Here is a 13887-nt window from a genome sequence, read left to right on the forward strand (position 1 = left end):
TCGCCTATTCAACTTTAAACACCTGACGTGCTTTCAATTCATATACCGCTCCACTCTCCGGACAAACCGCCTTACCATCTCCATCAAACTTTAATTTATGCCCGTATTCACTCATCCAGCCGGTTTGCCGTGCCGGGTTGCCTACCACCAATGCGTAAGCTGGTACATCCTTCGTTACTACAGCTCCTGCCCCAATGAATGCATAAGCGCCAATGGTGTTACCGCATACTATAGTGGCATTTGCCCCAATAGTGGCACCTTTTTTTACGAGGGTTTGTTTATACTCGCTTTTTCGACTCACTGCACTACGGGGGTTAATGACATTGGTAAACACCATGCTGGGCCCCAGGAATACATCATCCTCGCATATGACGCCTTCATAGATCGAAACGTTGTTTTGCACCCGCACATTATTACCAAGTACTACTTTAGGTGATACGACTACATTTTGCCCCAGGTTGCAGTGTTCTCCAATGGTACAGCCCGCCATAATATGGGAGAAGTGCCAGATCTTTGTGCCCGTGCCAATGATACAATCTTCATCAATGATGGCAGTAGGGTGTGCGAAAAAGGTTGCAGACATTGTTAGATGTTAGATATTAGACGATAGATATTTTCAGGTTCCGGGTTGTGCTTTAGTTTTAATTCCGGTATCTCCATTCCCCCGGAGGCACAGACATATTTCCACATTTTCAAATTTGTCTTCTAAACCGGGTACCGGTGCTCATCATTCGTAGTTCCCACCGGATGATCGGCCATAACGAGGATTTTTGAGCTTGGCTCCAATGCCTGTAAGCAAAAAATATGCCCGGGTGGTATATGCAGTACATCAAGGGACCCGGCCGTTAACAAAAAGCGTTCTGTACCTTCACCACTCAAATCCGGCTTCGCCCAATCACTTATCATTTTCACCGTTACCTTAAATATACCCTGCACAACGGTAAACCACCGGTGCTCCACTTCATGGCCCATCCAGCCCCTTACCAGTTCGGTATTATTATGTTCAATTGTATAGATCCGTTTTACGGGACCGGCATCAAAACCATTGTTAAACAACAAGGAGCCCCGCTGGTCTGTATGATGTCCTCCCTGTATCAATTGTGCATTCATTAAGATTCAAATTACAAATCAATGTCGTTTCCTTAAAGCCACAGATCACGCCCGGGGCGTGACAAGTTGCGCAGATTTGGTGTTGGCTTTAAATACAACAATGTCGCAGAAAAGCGCCGCAGGCGCAATCAGCGTATCTGCGGCAACCATAAAAATTGCCTAAGGAAACGGGATTGAATTACAAATTACAAAAGTCAAGAACCAAAAATCAAAAGCCGACGATCAACATTCAAAAATTAAAAACCAGCATCAGTGGCTGTTACGGGAATGCCCATAGCCGGATCTTCATGCTCACATTTCCACATCCTCACATTTTCAAATTACTTTATTTTCTTCAAATAATCTCCATAACCGCTTTTCGCCAGTTCGTCGGCCAGGATGAGTAGCTGTTCTTTGCTGATAAACCCGTTCCGGTAAGCGATCTCCTCGATACAGCCGATTTTTAAGCCCTGCCGCTTTTCAATCACCCGTACAAACTCCGACGCATCTGTTAAGGAATCAAAGGTTCCGGTATCTAACCAGGCCGTTCCCCGGTCCAGTACCGCCACCTGTAGCCGGCCTCTGTTCAGGTATTCCTTATTTACATCCGTGATCTCATATTCACCACGGGGAGAAGGCTTCAGTTCTTTTGCGATCTCCACCACCGTATTGTCATAAAAATAAAGCCCGGGTACCGCATAGTTCGACTTTGGCGCTGCCGGCTTTTCTTCAATTGACTGTGCCACCCTGTTTTCATCAAACTCCACTACACCGTACCGCTCGGGATCCGACACCTGGTAGGCAAATACATAGCCCCCCTCTACATCGGTCAGTTTCTTTAATTGCGAACCCAGCCCTACTCCATGAAAAATATTATCCCCCAGCACCAGCGCTACCTTGTTGGTACCAATAAAATCCGCACCAATTACAAATGCCTGCGCCAGTCCATTGGGCTGTTCCTGCACTGCAAATTCGAAACGGCAGCCGATGCGCGCGCCATCACCAAGAAGGCGTTTAAACCCCGGCTGGTCTTCCGGAGTGGTAATAATCAATATCTCCTGGATTCCTGCCATCATCAACACAGACAGCGGGTAATAGATCATCGGTTTATCGTAGATCGGCATCAGCTGTTTGCTGATCGCTTTTGTAATAGGGTGTAACCTTGTGCCGGAGCCGCCGGCGAGTATGATTCCTTTCATAGATGCGAATTTCGCTAATTCAGGTGACTTTTACGGGTGGGTAAATGTTGTTGAAGGTTGTTGAACATCGTTGAAGATTGTTGAACATCGTTGAAGATTGTTGAACATCGTTGAAGGTTGTTGAAGGTTGTTGAAGATTGTTGAATTATAGTTAAACAACTATTAAACCACATTCGACAATCATTAAACCACATTCGACAACTATTAAACCACATTCAACAACTATTAAACCACATTCAACAACTATTAAACCATCCTCAACAAACATACCCCTCTATGAATGCAATATAGCAGGAGGGCGTACAATATCCGGAAAGAACAAAAACAGCCAAATGAAGCTGATTTTTCCTATCCGTTTCAATTGCGCAGATTTTAAGTTGGAAAGCTTTACAGATAAAGTCTGAACAGCAGCCCTGTATTCATCCAGTTCTGCTGTTGGCACATAACCAAGATCGGCAGCTATAGCCAGGTGACTAAAAAGTTCCATCAGGCTACCGTAGGAAACAGTCGTAAAATAGGCCTGGTCTTTTGCAGTTTGTCTGGTTGTACCCTCCGCAATATTGGCACAAACCGATACCGCAGCCCGTCGCATCTGAGACACTAAACCGTACTTCTCTTCGGCAGGGAATACTTCTGTTTCTTTATATATCTTTCCCGCCAAAACCTTTGCTCTTTGCCAGACCTCTAATTTTTCAAAAGAAAACTGATATGTGCTCATGATCTGTTTTTAAATGGTTAACAACTATTCAACCAAATTCAACGCTCATTCAACGATCTTCAGCCATCATCCAACTTTATACTGCTGCTCATAATACTGCTGATAGTCCCCGCTGGTAACATGATCCAGCCATTCTTTGTTTTCCAGGTACCAATCGATCGTTTTAGACAATCCTTCTTCAAATGTAACCGAAGGTGCCCATCCCAATTCCTTATTGATCCGGGTGGCGTCAATCGCGTACCGCAGATCATGGCCCGGCCGGTCTTTTACAAAGGTGATGAGCTGCTCACTGGTACCCGCCGGACGTCCCAGTTTTTCATCCATCTGTGCGCACAGGAGTTTTACCAGGTCAATATTTTTCCACTCGTTAAAGCCGCCCACGTTGTACTTTTCACCAACAGTACCCTTATGAAATACCTGGTCAATCGCCCGGGCATGATCGATCACATACAACCAGTCCCGCGTATATTTTCCATCGCCATAGATGGGTAGCGGTTTGTTATGGATCACATTGTGAATCATCAGCGGGATCAGCTTTTCAGGAAAATGATTGGGCCCGTAGTTATTGGAACAGTTGGTTAAAACCACGGGCAACCCGTAGGTATCTGAGTAGGCATATACAAAATGATCGGAAGATGCCTTGGAGGCAGAATAGGGCGAATGCGGATCATATTTTGTTTCTTCCGTAAAGAAACCGGTTTCTCCCAATGCGCCATATACTTCATCGGTAGAAACATGGTGAAACCGCTTGCCCTCATAGTTATCTTTCCATAATTCCTTGGCTGCATTCAGCAGGTTTACGGTACCGATCACATTGGTGTATACAAAGTCCAGGGGCGATGTAATGGAACGGTCAACATGACTCTCCGCCGCCAGGTGAATTACCCCGTCCGGCTGGTGTTTTTCAAACACGGATTTCACCGCTTCCGCATCAACGATATTGACCTTTTCAAAAATATAGTTCGGACGGTCTTCTATATCCTTAAGATTTTCAAGATTCCCCGCATAGGTAAGCGCATCCAGGTTGATGATGGTATATTCCGGATAGGTGGTTACAAATAAACGCACCACATGCGATCCGATAAATCCCGCACCCCCGGTAATGATAATTTTTTTTGACATCAGCTATTAAATATTAATTGTTAGAGCCCCCTGATATAGCGCAGTGCTTATCCCTTTTTAGCTTTTCCAAAAATGCTAAAAAAACCTTTCTTCTTCTTTCCGTCAATAAATGTGTCATCCTGGTAATAATCATTGCCGGTCTTTTCACCGTAGCCATAACCATAGTTACCATAATACCCGCCACCAGTAGGCATTTTAGTATCATTCAGTACAATGGAAAGATTGGGCATTTTCCGGTTATCATACATTTCATTGATCAGGTTCAGCTGTTTCTTAAAGGTATGTCCCTGGCGGGTTACATATATGGTACAATCTGCATACTTAGCCAGGGTAAGCGCATCACTTACCATTCCGATCGGTGCCGTATCAATAACGATATAATCAAATTTATTTTTCAGTTGGGCAAATAGCTGGTCTGTTTTTCCATTCAGCAACAGTTCTGCCGGGTTGGGTGGTATGGGGCCGCAGGGCAATACAAACATATTTTCCTCTCCGGCAACCGGAATGATTAGGCTGTCCAGGTCTACATCGCCGATCATATAATTGCTGATCCCCTGCCGCTTCTGCATATCCAACCCGCTTAACACCTTTGGTTTTCGCAGGTCAAATTCCAGTACGATCGTTTTTTTGTCGGTCAATCCGTAAACCGCCGCAATATTGGTACTGATAAACGATTTCCCCTCTCCGCCAAAGGAAGAGGTTACCAGGATCACTACTTTATCCCGTTTACCGGTAATATATTGAAGGTTCGATCTAAGCAGCCGGAACTGTTCGGCAATCAGGGTGCGTTTGGTTTTGCTTACTACCAGGGTATGATCCGATTTGGAGTGACCAATCTCTCCCAGTATCGGGGCATCGGTTACCCGTTCAATATCCGCCCGTGTATTTACCCGGTCGTTAAACGCTTCCTTTAATAAGATGAACAAACCGGGAATAGCCAATCCAAAAAGCAAGGCAGCCAGCTTAACCGTTTTAGGACTGGGCTTTACAGGAACCAGGTCGGGTTCCGCCTTCTCAATGATCTTGGTATTGGAAATGGTGCTGGCCCGTTTAATGGCCGCCTCTTCCCGTTTCTCTCCCAATACTTTTGCCAGTGCCAGTTTGGAAGTCAGGTCCCGCTCAATCTCTGCCTGTTGGGTGATCTTCGCCGGCATCTGCAGCGCGCCTCCCGTATTTTTCGATTTTTCGGAAGAAACAAGACCCAGGTTCTTTTTATAGCTGTTTTTAAGGGCATCTACATTTGCTAATGTTCCTTTCCGCAACATGTCAATATTCTGATCCAGTTGTTTCACCTGGGGATTGTCTACCGGTACATTGCCGTCAACCAGGGCCTTCCGTTGCAGCTGTGCTTCATTTAATTTGGTTAACATATCGCTTAGCCCCGGATCCTTAATGCCAAGCGCCGAGGGTGCCAGTGTGCTATTGCCCCCCTTTGCAACAGAGCTCTCCAATTGTTCCAGGGTATTTAAGGCCATCCGTTGTTCCTGGCCGGCCGCGTCCTGCTCCTGTGCCCGCTGCAACAGTGCAGTAATTTGCAGGGTGGCATCTACCAGGTTATTGCTTTGCTGATAGGATACCAATTTCTGCTGCAGGCTGTCAATATCATGCTGCACAATACCCAAACGGTTATTGATAAAGTCGATGGTAAGATCCATTGACGTATTGCCCTGCTCTACTTTCCAGATGGTGTATTCTTTCATGAGCGTATTGACCACATCGGCAGACAGATAGGGGTTGGGAGAATGATATTCCACCAATAAGATACCGGTATTAGCCATTTTGGGCTGCACATTTAAATCCCGGATCATACCGGCGGCCACCACATCTTCGTGACTATAGGTTACCGTAAACTCCGCCCCGGACTCCGGCTGTCCGCCGTCCTTTACCAGTTTAAAGACGCCGTTCCGCGTCTGAAACAGCTGGTCAAAATTGTACAGGGTATTCTTTTTATCGATCCGGAACTGGTTGGCATTTACAAAATCAATATTCACTGAAAAAGACGAAGCCGAATCCACCAGCTGAACCGGAACAAATGCAAAACTGGCCCGTTTATAGGCATTCATGTTCTTTACATTGCCTTTTTTGATGTACCCGATCTGCAACCCCAAACTCCGCACCACCCGGGTAAGGAGGGGCCGCGATTTCAGCACTTCGATCTCATTCAGCAGGTTGGTGGTTTTACTTTTCCCCGCAATCAGGTCCTCCACCTTATCACCCTTCGACTCTTCGGTGGTAATGAGCATATTCCCGATGGAACTGTATTGCTCCTGTGTATAGCGCAGGTAAAGCCAGGCTACCGCAAAAGCCAGTACCAGGCTGAAAATAACCAGGGGAAGAAAACGGATGTATTTATAAAGAAGCTCTCTTGCACTAAGATTGCTCGACATTTCTCTTTTCTCGATGGATTGCATAGTTGTGATTGCCGTATTTTATAATATAAATGTCTGAGGAAATTTCATACCCGTTATTTCCTGGTAATCGTAATAATGATAGACGCTATTACAGCAGCGGTAGATGCAATGGAGGTCGCAAATGATATCCGGCTCAGGCGCCTTGTCTCATCCTTTACTTCCTGTTTGTCTTTAACCGGGTCGATCAGCAGGATATCATTTTGCCGGAGGTAGTAATAAGGCGACGTAAATACATTTGCGGAAGAAAGATCCACAATCCCCATTTCACGCTTGCCATCCTGTTCCCGGATCACTTTTACCTCATCTTTTTTGCCCCATTCGGTAATACCGCCCGCCATCGAAATAGCTTCAAAAATATTCACTTTCTCCGTTGGGATATTCAATACCTGGGGATTATTAAACTCTCCTACAGTAACGATCTTATAGGTTTGAAAACGGATCAGTACCGTAGGGTTTTTCAAAAGCTCTACAGGCGTTGTCAGTCTTTTCTTTATTTCCGATTCCAGTTGTTTTTTACTAAGCCCTTCTGCATGAATTTTTCCCAGCCTTGGAAAGTCGATATTGCCGTCACCATCTACCAGGTAACCGCTGGTAGTGCTGGTGTTGTTGGCCATATTCCCGGTACCTGTGGCGCCACCGCCTCCCGGCAGGGGTTGGTTATACAACAGGTCAGGATTCAGATCTTTTGTAGGTATAAAATCACTGTACACCTGGATGGCCAGCTGGTCATTTTTTTGGATGATCAATTCGGGAAAATTGGTTTGCTTGTCGATCGACTCATTGTTAGCTCCCTCCAGGTATTTGGGAAGCTTTTGCTGGGTAGCACAGGATGCCAACAACAACACAACGGCCAGTGTTGCTGTATAATTAATAAGTTTCATAAAGTTGATTTAGTTATTGATCAGTTTCGATTTATCAAACAGGGCCACCAGGTTATAATTAAGACTTTGGATAGCTACTTCCACTTTGTTATTCTTTAAATCGATGACCCGGCCTTCCTCTTCCACCAGGATGCCCTGGTTGATCATTACCCGTTGATTTCGCTGGGGGTTAAAAGGTTCCAGTTCTACGTTCTCAAACTCGCTCAAAAATTTCCGGATCCGGGCCACTTCAAAATCTTTAACGATAGCGGGTTTGCCTTCGATATATACAAAATTAACGACTCCAGGTGTTTCCCTTACTTTCTGCATATCTGATGTTTCAATGTACACAAATACATAAGATGGTAATAGCGGAACCCATACGGTTTTCATGCGGTCGCTCCATCTGCGTTTTACTTTGTTTAGGGGGCAATAGGTAACAATATGTCGGTCTGTAAGTAGTTTTGATACTTTTTTCTCCCACCGGGGCTTTGTATAGATCGCATACCAGTTTTTCTCTTTCATTTGTTTACACGGCTTCGCCCCCTCAGTCACATCCCTATCAAATATGACCGGACAAGATGCCACAGGAACATCCCTGCAAATATAGCGGTAACAATGTTTATACGGAAAATTCTCTCCCGCTTGTAATGCGATATGGGTTAAATTTGTATTTTACCATATTATTCATCAAAAAATGAAAATCCGGTACCGATCGCTTGACGTTTTCCGAGGCGCTACTGTTTGCCTGATGATCCTGGTCAATAACCCGGGTAGCTGGGCCCATATTTATGGCCCGCTGGAGCATGCCCCCTGGCATGGATTGACCCCTACAGACCTGGTATTTCCTTTTTTCCTGTTTGCGGTGGGCAACGCCATGGCATTTGTGATGCCCCGTTTGCAGGAAGCCGGACCACGTCTTTTTTGGAAAAAAATCATCAAAAGAACGCTGATGATCTTCGGGATCGGCCTTTTTTTAAACTGGTATCCCTTTATGCGCTGGAACGAAGGAGCGCTGGAGCTGATTCCCTGGACTTCCGGTCCTGAAAAGGGCGTCCGCATTTTTGGCGTATTGCAGCGTATTGCTGTTTGCTATTTTTTTGCTTCCATTATTGCCTATTATCTGAAGCCCAAAGCCGCCGGGTTGCTTTCGGTAATCCTGCTCCTGCTGTACTGGGCCCTTTGCATCATTGGCAACCCCGTTGATCCTTATAGCCTTGCCGGCTGGTTTGGAACAGAACAGGTGGATAAGCTGATCCTGCATACCGCCCATATGTATAAAGGAGAAGGAGTACCCTTTGACCCCGAAGGTATTGCCAGTACCCTGCCGGCCATTGTTCAGGTGGTTTTTGGATATTTTGTGGGAATGTATATCCGGAACAGCAGTGCTGATTTACCTGCCAACCTGGATAAAAACAGCCCTGCGAATCCTATGTTTAAAATGCTGACGGGGCTTTTTGTAGCGGGCATGGCATTGTTACTCACGGGTTTCTGCTGGGATATGGCATTCCCGATCAATAAAAAGATCTGGACCAGTTCTTATACCGTATATACAACAGGCCTGGCCATGGTAACCATTGCAACCATGATCTATTTTATCGAAATCCGGGAAAAAACAGGCTTTTTAGGCCGGTTCTTCGAGGTTTTTGGAAAAAATCCCCTGTTTATTTTTGCATTAAGCGCCTTTTTACCCAAAACAGCCGCGCTGTTTAAAACAAAAGAAGGCATCACCCCCTGGAACTGGCTTTATACAAAAGTACTGGTGCATACACCCGGTGCCAAGGAAAACGGGTCGCTTCTATACGCGATCTGCGTTATTCTTTTTATGTGGGCCATCTGCTACTGGCTCGATAAAAAGAAAATTTATATAAAAGTATAACTATTCTGCAATTAGTTGATTTTCAAATAAAAGCTTCCGTTCTATCTGCCAGGGTTTAGCCCCTTCGAGCTGTCGTAAAAGGAGCATTCCATCCATAACAAACCGGGCCTGAAAGGATTCCTTTTCAAAATAGGGCCATACCCGGTCAAACTGCCAGGGCTGCAGGTTCCGGGCCAGGGAGATACGGGGCAACACATTGAACCGCTCATTGCTCCATGGAGCCGGTAAGGCTGCAATGGTATCAATAAGCGCGGTGATCCAGGCCGTTTCCACTGCGGGAATATAGATTTCTTTTGTTTCCAGATGTGCAAATCCTTTTAAATGAACCCGGTAAGGCATAGCAGCTAGTGCTACCCGGTGCAACAGATCGGTTACCGCTACTTCATCCGGCTCATAAACCGAAAAACTGGCCAGGTACATAAAAACAGTACCGCCGGAAAGAGGTGTACCAGGAAAAAATGCATTTAACCGGGTACCCGCATCCGCAATTTTACGCTTTACCGCTGCAGGTGTATCCAGTATTAAACGGTAATGGTTCAATGCCGCTCTTTGATAAGTTATAATATCCTGCATAATAGGCTATTAAGTATAAAAAAAGATGCAATTCGGGTGCCAGAAATTATTAAATCCCTGCCAAAGGCAAACGGGTTGTATTTTTGCCGGCGAATTCAATTCTTTGTTCAATATTTATTATGTTTTTTACAAAAGTTACCAGAAAAAAGAATGCCGCTGCGAGCCGGATGCGTAAAGCTTCTAAACTGTTTTGGGCATCTGTAATGGCCATTTCAATCGTTTCCTGTACCCAAAACAATGTAAAACAGGATAATTCGTTAAAAAAGTACTTTGATGAGCACCAGCTCAACGGAACCTTTGCCCTGCTGAATAATGGTACCGGCGAATTTACCGTGTATAACCTGGCCCGCTACCGGGATAGCGCCTACCTGCCGGCCAGCACGTTTAAGATCGTAAATTCACTGATCGGACTTCAAACGGGCATTATTTCCAGCGACAGCATGGTTATTCCCTGGGACGGGGTTCAGCGGGCGATTCCTGAATGGAATAAAGATTTGAACATGTACCAGGCCTTCCGTGTTTCAGCCGTGCCCTATTACCAGGAAGTGGCCCGGCGGATCGGCAAAGAAAAAATGCAGTACTGGCTGGATTCACTGCACTACGGTGCCGGGAAAAAAGATACCCTCTTTAAGATCCATTCTGCTATTGATACCTTCTGGCTCGACAATACCCTTAAATTGACCCCTGATGAAAACCTGGGACTGGTGAAAAAACTGTACTTCAACGAGTTGCCATTTTTTAAACTTTACCAGGAAAAGGTAAAGAATGCTATGCTCTTCGAGGACAATTCCAATTACAAACTGGCTTATAAAACCGGCTGGGCCACAACCGAAAAAGGCCATGCGCTGGGCTGGATCGTTGGCTGGATCGAGGAGAACCGTCACCCTTATTTTTTTGTACTGAACGTAGAATCCGCGGATCCTAAATATGATATGACCACTGTGCGGCTGAAAATGCTAAAGGATATTTTGAAGCAGCTGGGATTCTTTGAAGGGAAGATGTGATCCTGCGGGGAAGAACTGGTTTTCAGTTGTCAGCTACTGCTGTCCGGCGGCGCATTATTGGTCCAGGTAACCGTAATAGCCTGTGCCGCTCCTGCGCTAATACTGCCGGGAATCATTTCCAGCAGGTTCCCCTTCGAAATAAGCACCTTGGTGTAGTCGATGTTACATCGTTGCCACTAAGCTGAATGTTTTCCATTACATTGGCCTGTGCCTGGTTATAGGGTGTTGCCAGCCCTTTACGCTTGCCAAAGAACAGGCGGGCAAAGGACTTGTACAAGCCTAAAAAAGCTACTGCAAAACGAAACAGTTCCCGGTGTGCTACCTGCGGTTCGCTAATGGTATTGCGCTTCAAAGGCCGGGTGCGGCTTATTTCCACGCCATGCACGTTGGCAATAATAATACGCCCGGTGCGGCCGGAGGTGCCGCTTAAAATGGAATTGGTGACGCTGTACATGGTTGTAATTTTTTAAAAATGAATCAATAAATGTTTGCTTGCATAAAGATGGGGCATTTAAGCGCTGTTTTATTTTTTTGATCCCTATTGATCCCTCCTGATCCCTTCTGACCCCTTATGATCCTTCCTGATCCCTATTGATCCCTATTGATCCCTTCTGATCTCAAAACGCATGTTTTCTGTATCCTTTGTATATCCTTTCTATATCCTTTGTATATCGTTTCTGTATCCTGGCTGTATCCTGGCTGTATCGTTTGTATATCGTTTCGGTATCGGTAAGGGAGTGGTATGCGGTATGCCGGAATTGGGGAAAGGATTTGCTTTTGTCGGTCGGCAATAGTTGTCAGCGATCAGTTTTCAGTTGATGACGTCCGGGATCGGGATCTGGCATAGGGAATTGAGTGTGAAACCGATCGAAGCCGGGGCCGGCTGTCAGCGATCAGCTTTCAGCCGGGAATTTGACACGCGGCACCGGGTATGAGCGGGATCGAACCTGAAACCGGTCTCCCGAACCGTAACTTATCAACCTGTTAACGTTTAAACCCGCCGAACTTATTAACTTTACGAAGTCAATGAAGTTTGAGTTTCAATACATTTATTTTATCTGGCTGAGTGCGGCGGTGCTGCTGTTCCTGTTGCTATTTTCAGCAGTAAAACAATGGAAAAAAAGAACCATCCGTAAAATCGGAGAGCCGGCCCTGGTAAAATCCATGATCCGGGGGTACAGTCCTTTCCGGTTTAATCTTAAGTTTGTTTTATTATGCCTGGCGTTCCTGATGGGCGTGCTTTGCACCATGAGCCTGCGCAAACCGGGAGGAAGCGATGGCATCAGGCGTGAGGGCATTGATGTGGTTTTTGCCCTCGACCTTAGTAAAAGCATGCTGGCCCAGGATGTAAAGCCCAGCCGGTTGCTGCTGGCCAAACAGTTTATCAGTAAAATGATGGATGCCATGCCCAATAACCGCATCGGGCTGGTATGGTTTGCCGGTAAAGCCTATATCCAGATGCCCATCAGCGCCGACCATGGTGCCGCACAGATCTATGTCAATGACGCCTCCCCGGATGTGGTTCCGGTAAAAGGTACCGTTATCGGAGATGCGCTGGAAGAAAGCCTGAAAACCTTTGGAGAGCGGGAAGCCAAGTTTAAGGCCGTGATCCTGATATCTGACGGAGAAGATCATGATGAAAAGGCCCTGGAATTATCGAAGGAGATGCAAAAACGCGGGCTGATGGTGAACACCGTTGGCATCGGCTCCCCCGAGGGTACGTATATACCCGATGATTCCACAGGCGGCAATAAACTGGATCCGCAAACCGGTCAGCCGATTATTTCAAAACTCAACCAGAAAGAATTACAGCAGATCGCCAGCAATACCAATGGTGTTTACGTACACCTGACCGATATCGACGCAGCGATTAAAACGGTCAATGCACAGCTGACGCAGATCGACAAAAAGGTAACCGGGGATACCAGCCTGATGAGCTTTTCTTATTACTTCTGGGTATTTGCAGCGGTAATGCTCCTGTTACTGGTAACCGAACAGTTATTGCCGGAGGGTAAAAAAACAAAAGAATGAAAGCGCGTTTCCTATACCTGTTGAACCTGATCGCCCTTCCCCTGTTTGCCCAGGATGGAAACAGTTTTATAAAACAAGGGAACGAATATTATGGCGAAGGCAAAATGGAAGAAGCCGTAAAGGCCTATGATAAGGCGATGGATGGTCCACAAAAATACATTGCCCTTATGAACAAAGGCAATGCCCTGTACCGGTTGAAAAAGCAGGAAGACGCGCTGAAGACCTATGAACAGGTGGCAACATCCGGGCAAACGAGTAACGAATTGCGCTCCGGCGCTTATTACAATACCGGCGTGGTATATTCTAACCAGAATAAACTGGAAGAAAGCATTGAAGCCTATAAGAATGCCCTGCGCTTCAACAGCAATGACCTTAAGGCGCGCGAAAACCTGCAGAAAGCGTTGCTGGAGCGAAAAAAACAAAGCGGCGGCGGTGGCGCACAGGATAAAAAAGAAGATGAGAACCGGAAGCCCGACAGATCGCGGTTAAACCAGCGACAGGCTCAAAACCAGCTCGACAAGCTGGAAAACAAGGAAAAAAATACGCAACAACGGATCTCCGAAGATAAATCACAGTATGGAACCAGCGCCGGGAAAGACTGGTAGGCGGGAGCGCTTTGTTTGAGGTTTAAGATTAGGTCCCGTTTCATACCTGATGATCTATTGTAGCGATCAGTGGTCAGCTATCAGTTATCAGATGATTCCGTTCGTGATAAGCAGATCAGTTATTCAATGCTATTCCTCAACAGGGTGTTATCACCTGAGCATGACAGATACGATTAAAGACACTGAGAACTGATGGCTAATAGCTAAAGTTTTTTTGGGGACAGCGAGACAAAGGGGCCGGGGAATGACAAAATCGGTAGTGTTTAGTTCTTTGTGTAAATAAATATTAAGTAACTGTATTGGAGAGTTAACCACCGGGCAGGTGAAGCGAAGTGAGGCGGAGCGTAGCGGAGCCGAACGAAGCGAACCTGCCCGGGTTGCGGCCGGCGCTTTGGC

At 46.0% G+C, this 13887-nt stretch carries 15 protein-coding genes; 4 read left to right on the forward strand and 11 right to left on the reverse strand.

The genetic code is table 11. The features are described 5' to 3' along the window. Positions 1 to 4: 4 nt before the first annotated feature. The 8 genes from Q1V85_RS08020 to Q1V85_RS08055 all read right to left on the reverse strand — a co-directional run bounded on the left by Q1V85_RS08020 (position 5) and on the right by Q1V85_RS08055 (position 7924). A complete protein-coding gene (locus Q1V85_RS08020; RefSeq protein ID WP_300598782.1) occupies positions 5 to 583 on the reverse strand; it encodes an acyltransferase in 579 nt (192 codons plus the stop codon). Between the two features lie 122 nt (positions 584 to 705). After that, the gene (locus Q1V85_RS08025; RefSeq protein WP_300598783.1) at positions 706 to 1110 is read right to left on the reverse strand and encodes a WxcM-like domain-containing protein; all 405 of its coding nucleotides are present in this window, start codon (positions 1108 to 1110) and stop codon (positions 706 to 708) included. Positions 1111 to 1430: 320 nt separating this feature from the next. After that, positions 1431 to 2288 carry a glucose-1-phosphate thymidylyltransferase RfbA gene (gene rfbA, locus Q1V85_RS08030; RefSeq protein ID WP_300598784.1) on the reverse strand — a complete coding sequence of 286 codons (858 nt, stop codon included), beginning with the start codon at positions 2286 to 2288 and terminating at the stop codon, positions 1431 to 1433. A gap of 274 nt (positions 2289 to 2562) precedes the next feature. Continuing rightward, positions 2563 to 3006, reverse strand: coding sequence for a four helix bundle protein (locus tag Q1V85_RS08035; protein ID WP_300598785.1), 444 nt, complete (start codon positions 3004 to 3006; stop codon positions 2563 to 2565). Between the two features lie 66 nt (positions 3007 to 3072). Continuing rightward, complete coding sequence (rfbB, locus tag Q1V85_RS08040; protein ID WP_300598786.1) at positions 3073 to 4128, reverse strand: dTDP-glucose 4,6-dehydratase; 1056 nt, start codon at positions 4126 to 4128, stop codon at positions 3073 to 3075. A gap of 47 nt (positions 4129 to 4175) precedes the next feature. Further along, positions 4176 to 6539 carry a tyrosine-protein kinase gene (locus tag Q1V85_RS08045; protein WP_300598787.1) on the reverse strand — a complete coding sequence of 788 codons (2364 nt, stop codon included), beginning with the start codon at positions 6537 to 6539 and terminating at the stop codon, positions 4176 to 4178. 53 nt (positions 6540 to 6592) lie between these two features. Next, the gene (locus Q1V85_RS08050; protein ID WP_300598788.1) at positions 6593 to 7420 is read right to left on the reverse strand and encodes a polysaccharide biosynthesis/export family protein; all 828 of its coding nucleotides are present in this window, start codon (positions 7418 to 7420) and stop codon (positions 6593 to 6595) included. 9 nt (positions 7421 to 7429) lie between these two features. Beyond that, positions 7430 to 7924 carry a UpxY family transcription antiterminator gene (locus Q1V85_RS08055; RefSeq protein WP_300598789.1) on the reverse strand — a complete coding sequence of 165 codons (495 nt, stop codon included), beginning with the start codon at positions 7922 to 7924 and terminating at the stop codon, positions 7430 to 7432. Between the two features lie 172 nt (positions 7925 to 8096). On the opposite strand from Q1V85_RS08055, the gene Q1V85_RS08060 reads away from it, so the two are divergent. After that, positions 8097 to 9278, forward strand: a complete 1182-nt coding sequence (locus tag Q1V85_RS08060; RefSeq protein WP_300598790.1) for a heparan-alpha-glucosaminide N-acetyltransferase domain-containing protein — start codon at positions 8097 to 8099, stop codon at positions 9276 to 9278. Here the strand turns inward: Q1V85_RS08060 and Q1V85_RS08065 are convergent, their stop codons facing one another. Continuing rightward, positions 9279 to 9851 carry a 2'-5' RNA ligase family protein gene (locus Q1V85_RS08065; protein ID WP_300598791.1) on the reverse strand — a complete coding sequence of 191 codons (573 nt, stop codon included), beginning with the start codon at positions 9849 to 9851 and terminating at the stop codon, positions 9279 to 9281. A gap of 119 nt (positions 9852 to 9970) precedes the next feature. On the opposite strand from Q1V85_RS08065, the gene Q1V85_RS08070 reads away from it, so the two are divergent. Beyond that, complete coding sequence (locus Q1V85_RS08070) at positions 9971 to 10855, forward strand: penicillin-binding transpeptidase domain-containing protein (protein ID WP_300598792.1); 885 nt, start codon at positions 9971 to 9973, stop codon at positions 10853 to 10855. Between the two features lie 29 nt (positions 10856 to 10884). Here Q1V85_RS08070 and Q1V85_RS25185 read toward each other — a convergent pair whose 3' ends face one another. Together Q1V85_RS25185 and Q1V85_RS08075 are read right to left on the reverse strand one after the other, a co-directional pair. Beyond that, positions 10885 to 10971, reverse strand: a complete 87-nt coding sequence (locus Q1V85_RS25185) for a hypothetical protein (protein ID WP_366914007.1) — start codon at positions 10969 to 10971, stop codon at positions 10885 to 10887. Continuing rightward, entirely contained in the window at positions 10968 to 11309 is a 342-nt protein-coding gene (locus Q1V85_RS08075) for a hypothetical protein (protein ID WP_300598793.1), read from the reverse strand. The genes Q1V85_RS25185 and Q1V85_RS08075 overlap by 4 nt, the downstream gene beginning before the upstream one ends. 572 nt (positions 11310 to 11881) lie before the next feature. Here Q1V85_RS08075 and Q1V85_RS08080 point away from each other — a divergent pair. Both Q1V85_RS08080 and Q1V85_RS08085 read left to right on the forward strand, forming a co-directional pair. After that, on the forward strand, positions 11882 to 12886 hold the full coding sequence (locus Q1V85_RS08080) for a VWA domain-containing protein (protein WP_300598794.1): 1005 nt from the start codon (positions 11882 to 11884) through the stop codon (positions 12884 to 12886). Then, entirely contained in the window at positions 12883 to 13491 is a 609-nt protein-coding gene (locus Q1V85_RS08085) for a tetratricopeptide repeat protein (RefSeq protein ID WP_300598795.1), read from the forward strand. Before Q1V85_RS08080 ends, Q1V85_RS08085 begins: the two co-directional genes overlap by 4 nt. The last annotated feature ends 396 nt before the right edge of the window (positions 13492 to 13887 follow it).

Origin of the sequence: Niabella sp., assembly GCF_030150205.1 — a bacterium.
Lineage (GTDB): Bacteria > Bacteroidota > Bacteroidia > Chitinophagales > Chitinophagaceae > Niabella.

Excerpts from the sequence above, each read along its gene's own strand:
- Q1V85_RS08075 (WP_300598793.1), bottom strand. The coding sequence starts at position 11,309 with ATGTACAGCGTCACCAATTCCATTTTAAGCGGCACCTCCGGCCGCACC.
- rfbA (WP_300598784.1), bottom strand. The coding sequence starts at position 2,288 with ATGAAAGGAATCATACTCGCCGGCGGCTCCGGCACAAGGTTACACCCT.
- Q1V85_RS25185 (WP_366914007.1), bottom strand. The coding sequence starts at position 10,971 with ATGATTCCCGGCAGTATTAGCGCAGGAGCGGCACAGGCTATTACGGTT.
- rfbB (WP_300598786.1), bottom strand. The coding sequence starts at position 4,128 with ATGTCAAAAAAAATTATCATTACCGGGGGTGCGGGATTTATCGGATCG.
- Q1V85_RS08085 (WP_300598795.1), top strand. The coding sequence starts at position 12,883 with ATGAAAGCGCGTTTCCTATACCTGTTGAACCTGATCGCCCTTCCCCTG.
- Q1V85_RS08035 (WP_300598785.1), bottom strand. The coding sequence starts at position 3,006 with ATGAGCACATATCAGTTTTCTTTTGAAAAATTAGAGGTCTGGCAAAGA.
- Q1V85_RS08070 (WP_300598792.1), top strand. The coding sequence starts at position 9,971 with ATGTTTTTTACAAAAGTTACCAGAAAAAAGAATGCCGCTGCGAGCCGG.
- Q1V85_RS08080 (WP_300598794.1), top strand. The coding sequence starts at position 11,882 with ATGAAGTTTGAGTTTCAATACATTTATTTTATCTGGCTGAGTGCGGCG.
- Q1V85_RS08055 (WP_300598789.1), bottom strand. The coding sequence starts at position 7,924 with ATGAAAGAGAAAAACTGGTATGCGATCTATACAAAGCCCCGGTGGGAG.
- Q1V85_RS08045 (WP_300598787.1), bottom strand. The coding sequence starts at position 6,539 with ATGCAATCCATCGAGAAAAGAGAAATGTCGAGCAATCTTAGTGCAAGA.
- Q1V85_RS08020 (WP_300598782.1), bottom strand. The coding sequence starts at position 583 with ATGTCTGCAACCTTTTTCGCACACCCTACTGCCATCATTGATGAAGAT.
- Q1V85_RS08060 (WP_300598790.1), top strand. The coding sequence starts at position 8,097 with ATGAAAATCCGGTACCGATCGCTTGACGTTTTCCGAGGCGCTACTGTT.
- Q1V85_RS08065 (WP_300598791.1), bottom strand. The coding sequence starts at position 9,851 with ATGCAGGATATTATAACTTATCAAAGAGCGGCATTGAACCATTACCGT.
- Q1V85_RS08025 (WP_300598783.1), bottom strand. The coding sequence starts at position 1,110 with ATGAATGCACAATTGATACAGGGAGGACATCATACAGACCAGCGGGGC.
- Q1V85_RS08050 (WP_300598788.1), bottom strand. The coding sequence starts at position 7,420 with ATGAAACTTATTAATTATACAGCAACACTGGCCGTTGTGTTGTTGTTG.